Here is a 15621-nt window from a genome sequence, read left to right on the forward strand (position 1 = left end):
GGGTTCACTCCGGGGCGTTTTGCTTGCGCCACCAGTCCTGCCCGGATTGCGGCAGCGTGTCGATCGGGTCGTAGTAGGCGTGGAGCTTGTTCAGCGCGTCGGCGTCGTCGTGTTCCAGCGAGGTGCGGTAGTTCTTGGTCCAGTAGGAGATGCCGTGTTCGCGGTCGTACTCGGTGAGCATGTGGACCCAGCGTTTGCCGACGTAGGGGACGTCGCAGACGATGCGCGGGGTGGCGTAGCCGGGTAGGTAGCCCATCATGTCGTGTTGCAGTTGCTGGGCGTACCAGACGGGCACGCGCCAGTGTTCGGCGTTCGGGATCATGTCGCACATGTAGAAGTAGTACGGCAGGATGCCGGCTTCTCCTTGCAGGCCGAAGCACAGGTCGAGCAGGTCGGTGGTGGTGGCGTTGACGCCGCGCATGAGTACGCCTTGGTTGCGGACGTCGCGGATGCCGACTTCGAGCAGGGTGCGGGCGGCGCGGGCGACCAGTGGGGTCAGCGAGTTGACGTGGTTGATGTGGGTGTGCACGGCGAGGTTGACGCCGCGGCGTTCGGCGGTGATGGCCACGCGGTTGAGGCCTTCGACGACGTCGGGTTGCAGCCAGTGCTGGGGCAGGCCCATGAGGGCTTTGGTGGCGAGCCGGATGTCGCGCACGGTGGGGACGCTGAGCAGGCCCATGAGGTAGGTCTCGAGTTGTTTCCAGGGCACGTTGGCGACGTCGCCGCCGGAGACTACGACGTCGCGGACGCCGGGGTGGTTCTTGAGGTAGGTCAGGTGGGCGTCGTAGCGGTCGACGGGTTTGAGGGTGAGGCGCAGTTTGTCGACGGCGGGGGTGCTGTTGCCGACGAGGTCCATGCGGGTGCAGTGCCCGCAGTATTGGGGGCAGGTGCTGAGGAGTTCGGCGAGGACTTTGGTGGGGTAGCGGTGGGTGAGTCCTTCGGCTACCCACATGTCGTGTTCGTGCAGGCTGTCGCGGGTGGCGTGGGGGTGTGAGGGCCAGTCGAGGTGGCGGTCGGTGGCGACGGGGATCATGTAGCGGCGGATGGGGTCGGCGTAGAAGGCGGCTGTGGTGATGGCGCCGTCGGGGACCATGGTGTTGAGCATCTGGGGTGGGACGAGCATGGACATCGTTGCCAGGCGTTGCTGGTCGGTTTCGAGGTCGGCGTAGAAGGCTTCGTCGAGCAGGTCACCCATGACGGCGCGGAGTTGTTTGATGTTTTTGATGCAGTTCACGCGTTGCCATTGGGCGTTTTCCCATTGGGTGGTGGTGGTGTCGCGCCAGCCGGGGAAGCGGGTCCAGTCGGGTTCGGTGAGGGTGCGGCGCTGGTAGATGTATGGCTGGCCGGCGGTCTGGGTCACCGTTGCCTCCCGGAGCTGTTTGGCGATCTTTCCGACGGTACTGGAGATTCTCCTGCCGGGGAACTGTGCGCCGAAAGGATTTACGGTTTGACGGCGGTGTGACAGGCTTTTCGCATGATCGGTGGGGTGGGTGTGCCGCGGGTGCTGGAGCCTGTCGGGGTGTTGCCGCAGGCGGCGTGGCGCTTGGACGCCGGCGCGCAGGTGCGCGCTGATGAGGTGCGGGTGCGGGTGCAGCGGCTGAATCTGGATGCGGCGAGTTTCCGGCAGTTGGCGGACAAACATGACGGCGATGGTGCTGCGGTACGTGCGGAAGTGCTCGAGATCGTGCGCTCGCGCGGCAAGATGCACAACCCGGTGACTGGTTCGGGCGGCATGCTGATCGGTGTGGTGGAGGAGGTCGGCCGGGATTCGCCGCTGGGGGTGAAGCCGGGTGATCGGGTGGCGAGCCTGGTGTCGCTGACGTTGACGCCGTTGCACCTGGATGACGGGCTGGCCGGGTGGGACGGGTTGAGTGAGCAGGTGCCGGCGTCGGGGCATGCGATCCTGTTCGGCCGTTCGGTGCTGGCGGTGCTGCCGGAGGATCTGAGCCCGGAGCTGGCGTTGGCGGTGTTCGACGTGTGCGGGGCGCCGGCGCTGACGGATCGGGTGGTGCGCGGGTATGCCCCGGGTGTGTCGGTGGCGGTGCTGGGGGGTGCGGGTAAGAGCGGGTCGTTGTCGTTGACGGCGGCGCGGCTGGCGGGTGCTCGTACCTGCGCGGTTGTGGTTTCCGAGGCCGAGCGTGACCTGTTGGTGCGGGCGGAGCTGGCTGATCATGTGGTGATTGCTGATGCGCGGGATCCGCTGGCGGTGTCGGCGGCGGTGGGTGCGGCGCTGGGTGGCCCGGCGATGGTGACGGTGGTGTGTGTGGACGTGCCGGGTTGTGAGCACGGGGCGATCCTGGCGACGGCGGCTGGTGGCACTGTGGTGTTCTTCTCGATGGCTACGAGTTTCGCGGCGGCGGCGCTGGGCGCTGAGGGACTGGCCGCTGATGTGACGATGCTGGTGGGCAACGGTTATGTCCCCGGGCATGCGGCGTTCGCGGTGGATGTGGTGCGGCGCACAGCGGGTGTGCGGGCGTTGTTCGAGGCGCGGGTTTCGGCACACTGACGGTCATGACTTCTTCCTCGGTGGTGTTCACAGGCGGCCGGTTCTATGCGGCGGCGGATCCGCGGGCCACGGCGATGCTGGTGCGTGACGGGCGGATCGGGTGGCTGGGTGCTGCCGCGGATGCCCCGGCGGCAGATGCGGTGGTGGATCTGGGTGGTGCCCTGGTGACGCCGGCGTTTGTGGATGCGCACGTTCATGCCACCGATACGGGGCTGGCCGCCGATGGTTTGCAGTTGTCGGGGGTGCGTTCGGCCGGTGAGCTGCTGGAGGCGGTGGCGGCGTTCGCGGCGGGCCGCGCCGGGGATGCGGTGGTGCTGGGGCACGGCTGGGACGAGTCGATGTGGGGCGCGCCGCGGCTGCCGGATGCCGATGAGCTGGAGCGGGCGGCCGGGGGTCGCCGGGTGTATCTGACGCAGGCGTCGGTGCATTCGGCGTTGGTGTCGCGTTCGATGCTGGCGGCCTGCCCGCAGATCACCGGCACGTCGGGTTTGGTCAAGGAGCAGGAGCATCATCTGGTACGGGACAAAGCGCTCGGCTCGTTGACACCTGTGCAGCGCCGGGAGGCTCAGCGCTCGGCGTTGCGGCTGGCCGCGTCGCGGGGGGTGGCGGCGGTGCACGAGTGCGGGGGGCCGGGCACGTCCAGTGAGGCTGATTTCCAGTCGGTGCTGGGGTTGTCGGGGCAGGGTTTGCCGCACGTGTCCGGCTACTGGGGTGAGCTGGGCGGGGCGATGAAGGCCCGCGAGTTGGGTGCGGTGGGCGCCGGCGGGGATTTGTACGCCGATGGGGCGCTGGGTTCGCGGACGGCGTCGGTGCGCAGCGCGTATGCCGACGGGCCGGGCTGCGGGGAGGTGTTCGTGAGCGCTGAGCAGGCCGCCGCGCATCTGGTGGAGTGTGTGGAGCTGGGGGTGCAGGGCGGGTTCCATGCCATCGGGGACGCGGCGATCGCGGCGGTGCTGGACGGGTTCGCGATCGCCGCGCTCACGGTGGGGGTGGATCGGCTGCGTGAGGGCCGGCACCGCATGGAGCATGTGGAGCTGGCGGACAAGGCGATGATCGCGCGGATGGTGGAGTTCGGGGTGGTGGCCAGCGTGCAGCCGGTGTTCGACGCGTTGTGGGGTGGCCCGGATCGCATGTATGCCCGGCGGCTGGGGGTGCAGCGGGCGTTGGCGAGCAATCCGATCGGGGCGATGTATGCCACCGGGGTGTCGTTGGCGTTCGGCTCGGATGCCCCGGTGACGCCGTTGGATCCGTGGGCGGCGGTGCTGGCGGCGGCGGCGCCGCGGAACCCGGTGTTCCGGATGGGGGTGCGCTCGGCGTTCGGGGCGTCGACGCGGGGTGGCTGGCGCGCTGCCGGGGTTGACGATGCGGGGGTGCTGGCGCCGGGGGCGCAGGCCACGTTCGCGGTGTGGGACACCCCGGGCGGGGTGGACGGTGGGTTGCCGGCGTTGCTGGCGGGTGCCGACGCGGTGGTGCCGGCGCGGCCGGTGTGCCGGCGCACGGTGCTGGCCGGCGAGACGATTTTCGAGGAGTAGCTGGTGGACAAGCTGGGCTTGGATCCCACGGTGGTGGCGCGGGCGCGCCGGCTGGCCGAGCGGGCGGGTGCGCCGGTGGTGCAGTTGGCGCGTTCGCACACCACGGTGTCGGTGGAGCGGGCGGTGCTGCGCCTGGCGGGGGTGTCGGGGGCGGATTCCGATGGCATTCCGTGGGTGAACCGGCTGGTGGATGCGGTGCGCGCCGATGTGGGGCTGGGTCACGGGGTGGCGGTGCCGGTGTTCGATGCGCTGGCGCGTGAGGGTTTGGACGATGTGACGGTGCTGGCGCAGAAGGCGGCGGCGGGGTCGGTGCGCTTTGGCGTACCGGAGAGAAGTGGGCCGGCGAAACGGGCGGCGCGGCGGGCGACCACCGCGGGGTTGAAACGGGTGGATCGGCGGCGTATCGAGCGGGAGCGGCTGATCGCACGCTTGGGTGACGCCCCGCGGCGGCCGTGGATTTATCTGATCGTGGCGACCGGTGACATTTATGAGGACATTCCGCAGGCGCAGGCGGCGGCGCGGGCGGGCGCCGATGTGATCGCGGTGATCCGTTCGACCGGGCAGTCGCTGCTGGACTATGTGCCCGAGGGCGCCACCCGGGAGGGTTTCGCGGGTACGTATGCCACGCAGGAGAATTTCCGGTTGATGCGCTCGGCGCTGGATGAGACGTCCAGGGAGCTGGGTCGTTATGTGCGGCTGACGAATTATGCGTCGGGGTTGTGCATGCCGGAGATGGCGGTGATGGCCGGGCTGGAGCGCCTGGACATGATGCTCAACGACAGCATGTACGGGATTCTGTTTCGTGACATCAACCCGATCCGCACGTTCGTGGATCAGCGGTTCTCCCGGCAGATCCACGCCCGCGCCGGGATCATCATCAACACCGGTGAGGACAATTATCTGACCACGGCCGATGCGGTGGAGGCGGCGCACACCGTGACCGTGTCGCAGTTGCTGAACGAGTATTTCGCGCATGAGGCGGGGCTGGCGGACTGGCAGCTCGGGCTGGGACACGCCTTTGAGATCAACCCGGAGGTGCCGGACTCGTTCCGGATGGAACTCGCGCATGCGCTGCTGGCCCGCGAGTTGTTTCCCGACGCGCCGCTGAAGTGGATGCCGCCGACCAAGCACATGACCGGTGACGTGTTCCGCGGCAACCTGCTGGATGGGTTCTTCAACCTGGCCGGGGTGCTGACCGGGCAGGGGATTCTGCTGGTCGGGATGATGACCGAGGCGGTGGTCACGCCATGGCTGTCCGATCGTGACATTGCGCTGCAGAACGTGCGGTATGTGCTGGGCGGGGCCGGTGACCTGCACGAGGATTTCGTGCCCGCGCCCGGCGGGTTCATTCGCAGCCGCGCGCATCACGTGCTGGGCGAAGCCGTCGAGCTGCTGGAGAAAATCGTCGATGACACACTGCTGAACGCCATCGCCGACGGCACGTTCGGGATCATGAAGCGGCCCGCCGACCGGGGCAAGGGCCTCGACGGGGTCGCCGCGCAGGAGCCCGGCTACTTCAACCCGGTGCTGCCCGCGGAGGACCAGCGATGAGCGTTGTGCGCCCGTACGGCGACACCACCGGCGACGGCATGGTGCAGGTGTCGTTCACGCTGCCGCTGGCCCATGACAAACGCGCCGAAGGTGCGGCGTTGCAGCTGGCCGGGAACATGGGTCTGGACCCGGCGATGCTGGTGCACGCCAGACCGATGGGTGAGGGCTACACGTTTTTCGTGGTGTACGGGCGGGTGACGCATCTGGTGGACACCGGGAAGGTGCAGGTCGTCGAGCGCGACTATCCGCTGTTGGGCGCCAAGGAGATCAACGCGGTGATCAAGCGGCGGTTGCGGCGGCGGTTGAGTGTGGTGGGGGCGTGCATCGGCACCGACGCGCACACCGTGGGCATCGACGCCATCCTCAACGTCAAGGGCATCGCCGGGGAGAAAGGGCTGGAGTACTACCGGGAGCTGGCGGTGACCAACATGGGGGCGCAGGTGTCGGTGCCCGAGCTGGTGGAGACCGCTCGGGCGCAGAAAGCCGACGCGGTGCTGGTGTCGCAGGTGGTCACGCAGCGCGATGCGCATCTGCACAACACGCGGGCCATGTCTGCGGCGTTCCGGGAGGCGCTGCCCGCGGGCCGGCGTCCGCTGCTGATCGTGGGTGGTCCCCGTTTCGACGAACTGATGGCCGCGGAGCTGGGTGTGGACCGCATCTTCGGGCGCGGTACGACCCCGCGGGATGTGGCGTCGTACCTGGTGCACGCGCTGCTGGGAGACAGAAAATGATCACTGTGACGCATCGGCGGTATGTGCCGTACTCGCACGCCCACTACGCCGGCAACCTCGTCGACGGCGCGTACAGCCTCGGGCTGTTCGGCGATGTGGCCACCGAGGTGTGCATCCGCCTGGACGGCGACGAGGGGTTGTTCGCGTCGTACTCCGATGTGCAGTTCCGCGCCCCCGTGCAGGCCGGCGATGTCATCGAGGTCAGCGCCACCGTGGAGCACATGGGCACCCGGTCGCGGCGGATCGCGTTCACCGCCACGGTGGTGTGCCGCGGCACCGGCGGGTCGGCGGCGGTGGTGCTGGACGAGCCCATCGTGGCGGTCACCGCGACCGGCACCGTGGTTGTGCCCGCCCGGCCGTGAGCAGCGCGGTGTGCGTGGACGTCGGGTCGACGTACACGAAGGCCTGCCGCATCGACCTGGACAGCGCCGAGCTGGTGGCGCGGGCCGAGGTGCCCACCAGTGCGGGCACCGATGTGTTGCACGGGCTGGACGCGGCGGTGGCGCAGGTCGGCGGCGGGGACCTGCTGTACGTGTGTTCCTCCGCCGGTGGGGGTTTGCGGCTGGCCGTGGTGGGCTACGAGCAGTTGGTCACCGCCGAGGCCGGGCACCGCGCAGGGCTGTCGGCGGGGGCGCAGGTGGTGCATGTGGCGGCGGGGCTGCTGGACGGGCGTGCGGTGCAGGCGCTGCGCGCGGCCCGCCCTGATGTGATCCTGCTGGTGGGTGGCACCGACGGCGGTGATGAGCAGACGCTGGCGCACAATGCGCGGCGGCTGGCCACGGCGCGGCTGCGGGTGCCGATTGTGGTGGCCGGCAATGCCGAGGTGCGGCCGTACGCGCAGCGGGTTCTCACCGAGCGCGGCTACATGGTCAGCGTGAGCGGCAATGTGCTGCCGCGCATCGGGGTACTCGACCCGGGGCCGGCGCGCTCGGCGATCCGGGAGGTGTTCCTGCGTCACGTGATCGGTGGGAAACGGCTGTCGCGGGGGCGCCGCTTCGCCGCCCTGGTGCGCGCGGCCACCCCGGATGCGGTGCTGGCCGGGGTGGGGGTGCTGGCCGACGCCCGGCAGAGCGGGGTGCTGGTGATCGACGTGGGTGGGGCGACCACCGACGTGTACTCGGCGCTGCCGCCGGTCGCGCTCAGCGGCCCGGAACGCGACGTGGCGGGCACTCTGTGGCGTTCGCGCACCGTGGAAGGTGACCTGGGGGTGGGGGTGGGTGCCCCGGGAGTGGTAGCCGGCGCCCATGTGGAAAAACTACCGCCGGTGGACATAGCGGGCGGGCCGCCGTTCGACGCCGGCACGGACCGTGCGCTCGCCGCGAGCGCCGCGGTGATTGCGGTACGCCGTCACGCGCGCGGGCATGCGCCGGGTCCCGGGCTGCCGCGCACCGGCGGGCGGGATCTGCGTGAGGTGGACCTGGTCGTGTGCTCCGGTGGGGTGCTGCGCCACGGCGGCGGGCCGCAGGTGCTGCAGGCGGTGCTCGGTGACACCGCCGGAGGGTGGGCGCTGCCGCGGGCGGCGCGCCAGGTCGTGGACAGCCGCTACGTGCTGGCCGCGGCCGGGTTGCTGGCCGCCGAGCACCGGGCCGTGGCGGACAAGTTGGTGAACACTCTGTGACATCCGGCTGGACACGCCGGGGATGCGACACGCCCAAGTGGGGGACGCCCGGTTGACAGGATGCCGGGGGAGCGACGTACCGTCGACGCGCTCGGAAAACGGCAGCGGTCTTTTCCTCCGGCAGCGGTGGCAGTTCGCTTCGTTCCTTCGCTCACTGGCCATGCGGCCAGGTCCAGGGGGTGGGGGTCGGCGGAGCGGCGCGGACCGGCCGCGCGTACCGGGGCGAGCAGGGGTGGGGCAAGGCCAGTAGACAACGGCACGACGCGGGCAGCCGGTCCGTGTCCTGCCGGTCCGAAGGCCGGGCGGCCACCTGCTGACGCGCCGGGGCGGAGGAAGACCCGCAGCAAGCGATCGGGGTGCGGCCGGCAGCGGCCCGCCCCGATTTCCTGTTTCGTGACCGGCGGCGGGTAGCCTCCTGCACGTGGAATTGTTGACCCTTCGGCCTCCTGCCGCGGTGGCCGGGCCCGGCGGTGCTGCGCGGCCGGTGCGGCTGGGTGTGGCGCTGCTGCTGGCCGTGGCGGGCGGCGTTGCGCTGCTGCTGGCGCTGCCGCCGTACGGGCTGTGGCTGCTGGCCCCGGCCGGGGTGGCGCTGCTGGGCGTGGCCACCCACCGTCGCCGGCTGCGCGCCGGCGCCGGGCTGGGCCTGATCGCCGGGGTGGTGCTGTTCGTGCCGCTGCTGGACTGGACCCGCATCGCCGCCGGCTGGCTGCCGTGGATGCTGCTGTCGTTCGCCCAGGCCGGCTATGTGGCGCTGACCGGGCTGGCCGGGGCGTGGCTGAGCCCGCTGATCGACCGGTGGCGCGGGTTGTGGCCGCTCAGCGCCGGGCTGCTGTGGGTGCTGCAGGAAGCCCTGCGCGACCGGGCGCCGTTCGGCGGGTTCCCGTGGGGGCGTCTGGCGTTCAGCCAGGGTGAGGCGCCCGCGCTGCGCCTGGCCGTGCTCGGCGGCGCCCCCGTGGTCACCTTCGCCGTGGCCGCCGCCGGTGGGGCGCTGGCCGCGCTGCTGTGGCGCCGCTGGCGGCGCCCGCAGCTGCTGCCGGTGCTGCTGTTCACCGCCGCCGTCGCCGTGCTGGTTGCCGGGCCGCTGCTGGTGCCCACCGCCGCCAGCTCGGGGCCGGTGACGACGGTGGCGATCGTGCAGGGCAACGTGCCGCGGCTGGGCCTGGACTTCAACGCCCAGCGCGCCGCGGTGCTCGGCAACCACGTGCGGGCCACCCTGGCCCTGGCTGCCGAGGTGAGAGCAGGCCGGCAGAAACAACCCGGCCTGGTGGTGTGGCCGGAGAACTCCAGCGACATCGACCCGCTGCGCAACCCCGACGCGGCGCAGCAGATCGCCGGGGCCGCCGACGCCCTCGGCGTGCCCATCCTGGTCGGCACCCTGCAGCGCACCGACGTGCCCAGCGAGTTCTACAACGTGAGCCTGCTGTGGCAGCCGGCCACCGGCCCCGACCTGGCGCAGACCTACGCCAAACGCCACCCGGTGCCCTTCGCCGAGTACATGCCGCTGCGAAAGATCGCCCGGATGGTCACCGACAAGGCCGACCTGGTGCAGAACATGCTCGCCGGTGGTAAACCCGGCGTGATCCGCACCCCGGTGGCCACCGTCGGCGACGTCATCTGCTTCGAGGTCGCCTACGACGACATCGTGCGCGACACTGTCACCGGCGGCGCGCAGATCCTGGCTGTGCAGACCAACAACGCCACCTTCAACGAGGCCGAAGCCCGCCAGCAGCTGGCCATGATGCAGCTACGCGCGGTCGAACACGGCCGTGAGGCGCTGATGGTGTCCACCGTCGGGGTGTCGGCGTTCGCCGCCACCGATGGGCAGGTGATCGGTGCCACCGGATTCAATGTGGACGCCGTGGTCCTGCGCGACATGCACCTGGACGGACCGCGTACGCTGGCCACCCGGCTGGGACATCGCCCCGAGCTGACCATGGTCGCTCTGGCGGTGTTCGTCCTGGCCGCCGCGGTGCCGCTGCGCCGCGCCGGCAAGCGCAGGCACCACCACGACACGACGCCAGAACCACACACGGAGGCACGGTGAGCGACGCGAACCCGACGGCAGCGGGCTCGGAGGGGTACCCCGGGGTGGGCCGGGTCCTCGTGGTCATCCCCACCTACAACGAGGCCGACAATGTGCGGCTGATCACCGGCCGGGTCCGCGCCGCCGTGCCTGCGGTGGACATCCTCATCGCCGACGACAACTCCCCGGACGGCACCGGCGCCCTAGCCGACGAGATCTGCGCCGCTGACGACCACGTGTTCGTGCTGCACCGCGCGGGCAAGGAGGGCCTCGGCGCCGCCTACGTCGCCGGGTTCGCCTGGGCCAAGGACAAGGGCTACGACGCGGTCGTGGAGATGGACGCCGACGGCTCCCACGCCCCCGAGGAACTGCACAAGCTGCTCGACGCGCTCAAGGACACCGACGCGGTGCTGGGCACCCGCTACATTCCCGGCGGCAGCGTGCACAACTGGCCCCTGCACCGCCTGCTGCTCTCGCGCGGCGGCAACATCTACATCCGCATGGCGCTGGGCATGCCGTTCAAGGACGCCACCGGCGGCTACCGCGCCTACCGCATGCCCGTGCTCGACGCCATCGACGTGTCCACGGTCGCCTCGCAGGGCTACTCCTTCCAGGTGGAACTGGCGTGGCGCACCTACAAGGCCGGCTTCCGGATGGCCGAGGTGCCCATCACGTTCACCGAACGCGAACACGGTGTCAGCAAGATGAGCGGCAACATCTTCAAGGAACAGCTGCTCAGAGTCACCGTGTGGGGGGCCACAGCCCGCAAGCAGGCCCTGCTCAACCGCCTCGCCCGCAAACCCAAGCAGCCCTCGACCTGGCCGTAAGCGGGCGCCGCCGTGGCATGCTGGAAACATGAGAATGCGACGAGCCCTCGCGCTGCTCCCACTGGCCCTGCTGGTGCTGGCGGTGCTGGAGATCGCCGTGTTCGTCACGGTGGTGCACACCATCGGGGGTCTGCCCGCGTTCATCGCGCTGACCGCCGCGACCGTGCTCGGCCTGGCCCTGCTGCGCCGCGAGGGCAGCAAAGGCTGGCGTGCGTTCCGGGCCGCCGCCGAAGCCGGACGCCCACCCGGCCGGCAGGTCAGCAACTCACTGATCGGCCTGACCGGGGCCCTGCTGCTGGCCGTGCCCGGTTTCCTGACCGCGGTGATCGGCCTGATCCTGATCCTGCCGCCGGGCCGCCAGCTCACCCGCCGGGCCGTGGAACGCTACACCGAGACCCGCGTCGGCTCGGCCGCGGCGGGTGACCTGTTCGGCCCCCGCCACGTGCGGGTGCACCAGGCCGACCCGGTCGACGACGACATCACCGCTCCGGCCCAGCAGCCGGCGCGGCCGGTGGCGGGGGAGATCCTGCAGGGCGAAGTCGTCGAAGGCGAAATCGTGCGCTGACCCCGCTCCCAGGCGCGGTCGCCGCGCCGAAGCCGAGCGCAACCGCGCCGCCGTCATCGAAGCGGCTGTCGGGGTGTTCGCCGAATGCGGCGGCGGCGTCGACGTCCGCGAGATCGCCCGGCGCAGCGGCGTGGGCTCGGGCACGCTCTACCGCCACTTCGCGGCCAAGGACACGCTGCTCGCCACTGCCCCGACGTCACAACCGACGACCCTCTCGTGCTCAGCGAGGGCCCGGTAGATGCTGGCGACGCTCGGGTTCTGGCTATTGCGGCGGCCAGCCGGCCGGGATGAGCAGGTCGGGGCGGATCTGCGCGACGGTCTCGCCGTTGGCCAGGACTAGCAGCCGCTGTCAGGCGCCATAGGGGGTCCTCGAGCGCGGTGTCGATCGGAGGGCCAGGATTTGCGCACCGAACCACGGCCTCAGTCAGGTGGCGGCGCGGTCGCCGGTACGGCGGCGGCGCAGGTCGGCCTGTTCGAGGGCGGGTGGCATATAGGCGATGTCGAGGCTGCCTGGATTGATTCCAGGTGCGACGACTTCGTCGATGCGGTCGAGGGTGTCGTCGTCGAGGGTGGTGCCGGAGCCGGCGAGCAGGTCGTCGAGGTGGGCCATGGTGCGTGGGCCGATGATTGCCGAGGTGACCGCGGGGTGGCTGACGACGAAGGCCAGAGCCAGGTGGGTGAGCGAAAGGCCGGCGTCGTCGGCGATCGGGACGAGTTGTTCGACGGCTGCGTGGTTGCGGGGATCGCTCATGTGTTTCGGCACCCAGTGCATCCGCCCGGCCGAGGGCTGTTCGCCACCGGGACGGAAGCGGCCGGTGAGCAGGCCCGATGCGAGGGGGCTCCAGGTCAGTACGCCCATTGCGTAGCGTTCGCAGACCGGCAGGACGTCGCGTTCGATGCCGCGGTTGAGGATGGAGTACGTCGGTTGTTCGGTGCGGAAGCGGGCCAGCCCGCGTCGTTCGGCGGCCCATTGGGCTTCCACGATCTCGGCGGCCGGCATGCTGGAGTGGCCGATCGCGCGGACCTTGCCGGCCCGCATCAGGTCGGTGAGGGCGGCGAGCGTCTCCTCGATGTCGGTGCCGGGTTCGGGATGGTGGACCTGGTAGAGGTCGATGTGGTCGACACCGAGGCGCCGCAGCGAGTCCTCAAGCGCGGTGACGATCCAGCGGCGGGAGCTACCGCGCCGGTTCGGGTCGGTGCCCATGGGGCCGTTGAACTTGGTGGCGAGCACGACGTTGTCACGGCAGCCTTTCAAGGCTTTGCCGACGATACGTTCGGTCTCGCCGTCGCCGCCGTACACGTCGGCGGTGTCGATGAAGTTGATGCCGGCGTCCAGGGCCCGGTGGATGATCCGGGCGCAGTCGTCGGGGTCGGGGTTGCCGAACGGGGCGAACATCATGGTGCCCAGGCAGTAGGGGCTGACCTGGATGCCGGTGCGGCCGAGGGGGCGCATGCGCATGTGACTGTTTGTCCTTCGCCGGGTGGGGGTGGTCCGGGGCGCCCGGTTGGGCGGCCCCGGACCGTGCGGGGTGTGGTGGGTCAGCCGGCGTAGGCCACGGCGACGTCGAGGATCCAGGTGACGCCGAACCGGTCGGTGAGCATCCCGAAGCCCGGCGCCCACTGCGAGGGGCCGAACTTCTCGATGACCTCGGCACCGTCGGCGAGCTTGTCCCACAGCGCGCTGACCTCGTCGGCAGTTTCACCGCGGACGGAGACGAAGAACCGTTCGCCGGTCAGCGTCATGCCGTTCTCGCGGGTGGTGGCTGCGGCCGGTGCGGTTGCGGGTGCCTGGCTGGGTACGTCGTAGGCCATGATGCTGAACCCGTTGTCGGCGGTGACCTGGCCGAAGACGACCTTGTCGGCGTCCGGGAGTTCCTTCGGCATACCGAAATCGCCGTAAGCGACGACAGTGAGGTGACCGCCGAAGGCAGACTGGTAGAACTCCAGCGCCGCTCGGGCGTCGCCGCGGAAGTTCAGGTGCGTCGTGGTGGTGATGGCCATGGGGGACTCCTCGGGTGGTTGTTCTCGGGCACGGTCGGCCCGTATGGGCTGGTGAAGCCCCATGTGAGGGAACCAGAGCAGGCGATGACTGATCGGTGGATCCGGCCGTCACCGGTGCGGACCTCAGATGGCCAGCAGGATGGCGCTGACGATGAGGCTGCCGACGATGGTGTAGCTGCCGGAGATCGCCGCGTAGAGCAGCGGTCGCGGGAAGTTGGGGTTGATGGCGATGGTGACGGTGTTCGCGGTGAGGTAGCCGACGCCGACGATGAGCCCGAACAGCAGGGCGTCGCCGTAGGTGTCGATGCTCAGCGCGGCGAACAGGATCGCGCTGGTGAAGGAGATGACCAGGCTGGAGAGCGGTGGCCCGGCGAGAAACAGCGGGGTCGACGGCGCTTTCGCGCCGGAGTCGCGGCCCAGCGAGCGGTTGTACGCCTTGGGGAACAGCGCTGCGAACCACAGGCCGCCGAGCAGGGTCAGGGCGATGAACCCGACCAGGATCCCGAGCCAGTTGAGATCGCCTAGAACGTCGAACATGTGTTGACTCCGCACTACCCAGGGAGGGCCGGTTGTCCGGCGGCTCCGGATCGCCGTGGCTGACCGGCTTGAGACAAGATTCGCAGCAGTAGATGCCAGGTTGTGGCACCTACTGCGGGCAGGACCGGGTTCATGCCGAAAAGTTCTGCGCGATCGCTGGCTCTGCTGTCGTTTCTGCAGATCGCGGCGACCACCCCTGGCAGCGGCTCGCGGAGGCCGCCGAACGGGCGTTGAACACCATCCGGCAGGTGATGCCCTCCCGGCCACGGCACCGCATCACCGCGCTGGACGTCACCGCCGTCGAGCGGCCCACCATCCGCCCGGCCGAACCCGTCAACGGCGACGCGCTGCTGAGCGTCAGCGCCGCCGTTCGCGCCCGCGAGATCCTGCGCTTCGACTACGGCTCCGACAGCATGAAACCGCTGCGCCGCACCGAACCACACCACATGATCACCTGGGACGGACGGTGGTACCTCGTCGCGTGGGACCTCGACCGCGACGACTGGCGTACCTTCCGCGTCGACCGGATGAGCTTGCGCACCCCCAACGGGCCACGCTTCGCCCCTCTTGCGCTGCCGGCGGAGACATTGCCGCGTACGTCACCGGCGTCTTTCGTGGTTCCGGGGATGCTTCGGGAAACTGGCCATGCCAGGGCACGGTGCTCCTCGACCTGCCGGCCGCCACCGTGGCCCTCTACACCCGCGACGGCCTCGTCGAGCGCATCACCCCCGACCGCTTCCGACTCACCCTCGGATCCTGGTCCCGGCCCAGCCTCGCCGCCGCCATCGCCCGCTACGACGCCGGCATCGACGTCGTCGGCCCCGACGAACTGACCGAGGCCTTCGCGCGTCTCGCCCGCTGATTCACCCGAACAGCAGCCGGCCGCATCGCCGCCCAAGTTCCTGCCCGTGGTGCAGATGGTGATGCCCACGGCGCCTCCCGACGGCGGGCACCGGCTAACCGTGCCACGGCCGGGACGAGGTCGAGTGTTTGGCTCAGGGTGACATCGCCGCGGAGGTGCCCGGCGCGCTGAGCGGCGGCCAGCGGCGGTCCCCCCCGCCTGTTCGGCCATGAACGCCGCCGACCCCGGGCAACGCCCACCACGCTCGCCGCCGTGCAGGCGCTCGGCGGCTTCGCGCGGAAGGCCGGGCTGAACCTGATCCAAGTGGGAGTTCGGGACCAGCGCTCGGCGTGCTCTCAACCGCCGCCGCTGACCGGATCAAGCGGGACAGCAAAATCGCCGTTCCACCCGAGGGGCGGAACGGCGATCGTGGTGTGACCTGCGAGGTCAGCGGCCCCGGCGGGTGCGGACTTCCTGGAGCCGTTCGTTGAGGATGTCCTCCAGCTCCGAGATCGACCGCCGCTCGAGCAGCATGTCCCAGTGGGTGCGCGGCGGCTTGGCCTTCTTCTGCTCCGGCTCGTTGCCGTCGACCAGTCGCGCGACGCTGCCGTCGAACTTGCATTCCCAGGTGATCGGCACCTCGGCGTCGACGGCGAACGGCACCTCGAACTGGTGACCCTTCACGCACAGGTACTCGCGGGTCTGCCGGGGCGCCAGCTCCGTGTTGCGGTCGGACTCGTAGCTGACTGCGCCAAGACGGCTGCCGCGCAGCATGCGTTCGCCCATGATCGGCTATCCCCTCGCTCGTGGTGCTACTTGCCGTTGGTGTAACGAAACGGACGGTCGCGAGATTCCTGGCGACCGCCGTGTGTCGACGGTGTTAACGCTT

The 15621-nt window shown here is 70.2% G+C and carries 16 protein-coding genes and 1 pseudogene; 12 read left to right on the forward strand and 5 right to left on the reverse strand.

Annotated features, from left to right (window positions below):
• Positions 1-4: 4 nt before the first annotated feature.
• On the reverse strand, positions 5-1360 hold the full coding sequence (locus tag TFC3_RS13875; RefSeq protein ID WP_236718119.1) for a KamA family radical SAM protein: 1356 nt from the start codon (positions 1358-1360) through the stop codon (positions 5-7).
• A gap of 114 nt (positions 1361-1474) precedes the next feature.
• Between TFC3_RS13875 and TFC3_RS13880 the strand changes: the two genes are divergently transcribed.
• The 10 genes from TFC3_RS13880 (at position 1475) to TFC3_RS38730 (ending at position 11591) form a co-directional block, all read left to right on the forward strand.
• Positions 1475-2506 carry an L-erythro-3,5-diaminohexanoate dehydrogenase gene (locus TFC3_RS13880; RefSeq protein WP_067506635.1) on the forward strand — a complete coding sequence of 344 codons (1032 nt, stop codon included), beginning with the start codon at positions 1475-1477 and terminating at the stop codon, positions 2504-2506.
• A gap of 5 nt (positions 2507-2511) precedes the next feature.
• Complete coding sequence (locus TFC3_RS13885; protein ID WP_067499802.1) at positions 2512-4038, forward strand: amidohydrolase; 1527 nt, start codon at positions 2512-2514, stop codon at positions 4036-4038.
• Positions 4039-5589 carry a lysine 5,6-aminomutase subunit alpha gene (locus TFC3_RS13890; protein ID WP_067499804.1) on the forward strand — a complete coding sequence of 517 codons (1551 nt, stop codon included), beginning with the start codon at positions 4039-4041 and terminating at the stop codon, positions 5587-5589. It abuts the gene before it with no gap.
• A complete protein-coding gene (locus tag TFC3_RS13895; protein WP_067499806.1) occupies positions 5586-6320 on the forward strand; it encodes an OAM dimerization domain-containing protein in 735 nt (244 codons plus the stop codon). Before TFC3_RS13890 ends, TFC3_RS13895 begins: the two co-directional genes overlap by 4 nt.
• Positions 6317-6682, forward strand: a complete 366-nt coding sequence (locus TFC3_RS13900) for a hotdog domain-containing protein (RefSeq protein WP_067499808.1) — start codon at positions 6317-6319, stop codon at positions 6680-6682. Before TFC3_RS13895 ends, TFC3_RS13900 begins: the two co-directional genes overlap by 4 nt.
• Entirely contained in the window at positions 6679-7938 is a 1260-nt protein-coding gene (locus TFC3_RS13905) for a glutamate mutase L (protein ID WP_067499810.1), read from the forward strand. Before TFC3_RS13900 ends, TFC3_RS13905 begins: the two co-directional genes overlap by 4 nt.
• Positions 7939-8359: 421 nt before the next feature.
• Positions 8360-9982, forward strand: a complete 1623-nt coding sequence (gene lnt / locus TFC3_RS13910; RefSeq protein ID WP_369819621.1) for an apolipoprotein N-acyltransferase — start codon at positions 8360-8362, stop codon at positions 9980-9982.
• Positions 9979-10788 carry a polyprenol monophosphomannose synthase gene (locus TFC3_RS13915; protein ID WP_067499812.1) on the forward strand — a complete coding sequence of 270 codons (810 nt, stop codon included), beginning with the start codon at positions 9979-9981 and terminating at the stop codon, positions 10786-10788. Before lnt ends, TFC3_RS13915 begins: the two co-directional genes overlap by 4 nt.
• 28 nt (positions 10789-10816) lie before the next feature.
• The gene (locus tag TFC3_RS38725; RefSeq protein ID WP_082772040.1) at positions 10817-11353 is read left to right on the forward strand and encodes an FxsA family protein; all 537 of its coding nucleotides are present in this window, start codon (positions 10817-10819) and stop codon (positions 11351-11353) included.
• Between the two features lie 55 nt (positions 11354-11408).
• On the forward strand, positions 11409-11591 hold the full coding sequence (locus tag TFC3_RS38730) for a helix-turn-helix domain-containing protein (RefSeq protein WP_201787245.1): 183 nt from the start codon (positions 11409-11411) through the stop codon (positions 11589-11591).
• 186 nt (positions 11592-11777) lie between these two features.
• Here the strand turns inward: TFC3_RS38730 and TFC3_RS13925 are convergent, their stop codons facing one another.
• The 3 genes from TFC3_RS13925 to TFC3_RS13935 form a co-directional block, all read right to left on the reverse strand.
• Positions 11778-12812, reverse strand: a complete 1035-nt coding sequence (locus tag TFC3_RS13925; RefSeq protein ID WP_067499814.1) for an aldo/keto reductase — start codon at positions 12810-12812, stop codon at positions 11778-11780.
• A gap of 80 nt (positions 12813-12892) precedes the next feature.
• A complete protein-coding gene (locus TFC3_RS13930) occupies positions 12893-13354 on the reverse strand; it encodes a VOC family protein (RefSeq protein ID WP_067499816.1) in 462 nt (153 codons plus the stop codon).
• Between the two features lie 123 nt (positions 13355-13477).
• Positions 13478-13891 (reverse strand): DUF1761 domain-containing protein, encoded by a 414-nt coding sequence (locus tag TFC3_RS13935; RefSeq protein WP_067499818.1) that lies wholly within the window; start codon positions 13889-13891, stop codon positions 13478-13480.
• Between the two features lie 251 nt (positions 13892-14142).
• On the opposite strand from TFC3_RS13935, the pseudogene TFC3_RS39290 reads away from it, so the two are divergent.
• Together TFC3_RS39290 and TFC3_RS39295 are read left to right on the forward strand one after the other, a co-directional pair.
• A pseudogene (locus TFC3_RS39290) lies at positions 14143-14427 on the forward strand (helix-turn-helix transcriptional regulator); the annotation flags it as partial.
• A 122-nt stretch (positions 14428-14549) separates the two neighbouring features.
• The gene (locus TFC3_RS39295; RefSeq protein WP_236718458.1) at positions 14550-14753 is read left to right on the forward strand and encodes a hypothetical protein; all 204 of its coding nucleotides are present in this window, start codon (positions 14550-14552) and stop codon (positions 14751-14753) included.
• Positions 14754-15179: 426 nt separating this feature from the next.
• Here TFC3_RS39295 and TFC3_RS13945 read toward each other — a convergent pair whose 3' ends face one another.
• The gene (locus TFC3_RS13945; RefSeq protein ID WP_015622005.1) at positions 15180-15518 is read right to left on the reverse strand and encodes an RNA polymerase-binding protein RbpA; all 339 of its coding nucleotides are present in this window, start codon (positions 15516-15518) and stop codon (positions 15180-15182) included.
• Positions 15519-15621: the final 103 nt, after the last annotated feature.

The sequence above is a fragment of the Actinoplanes sp. TFC3 genome (assembly GCF_001553785.1).
Taxonomy (GTDB): Bacteria; Actinomycetota; Actinomycetes; order Mycobacteriales; family Micromonosporaceae; genus Actinoplanes.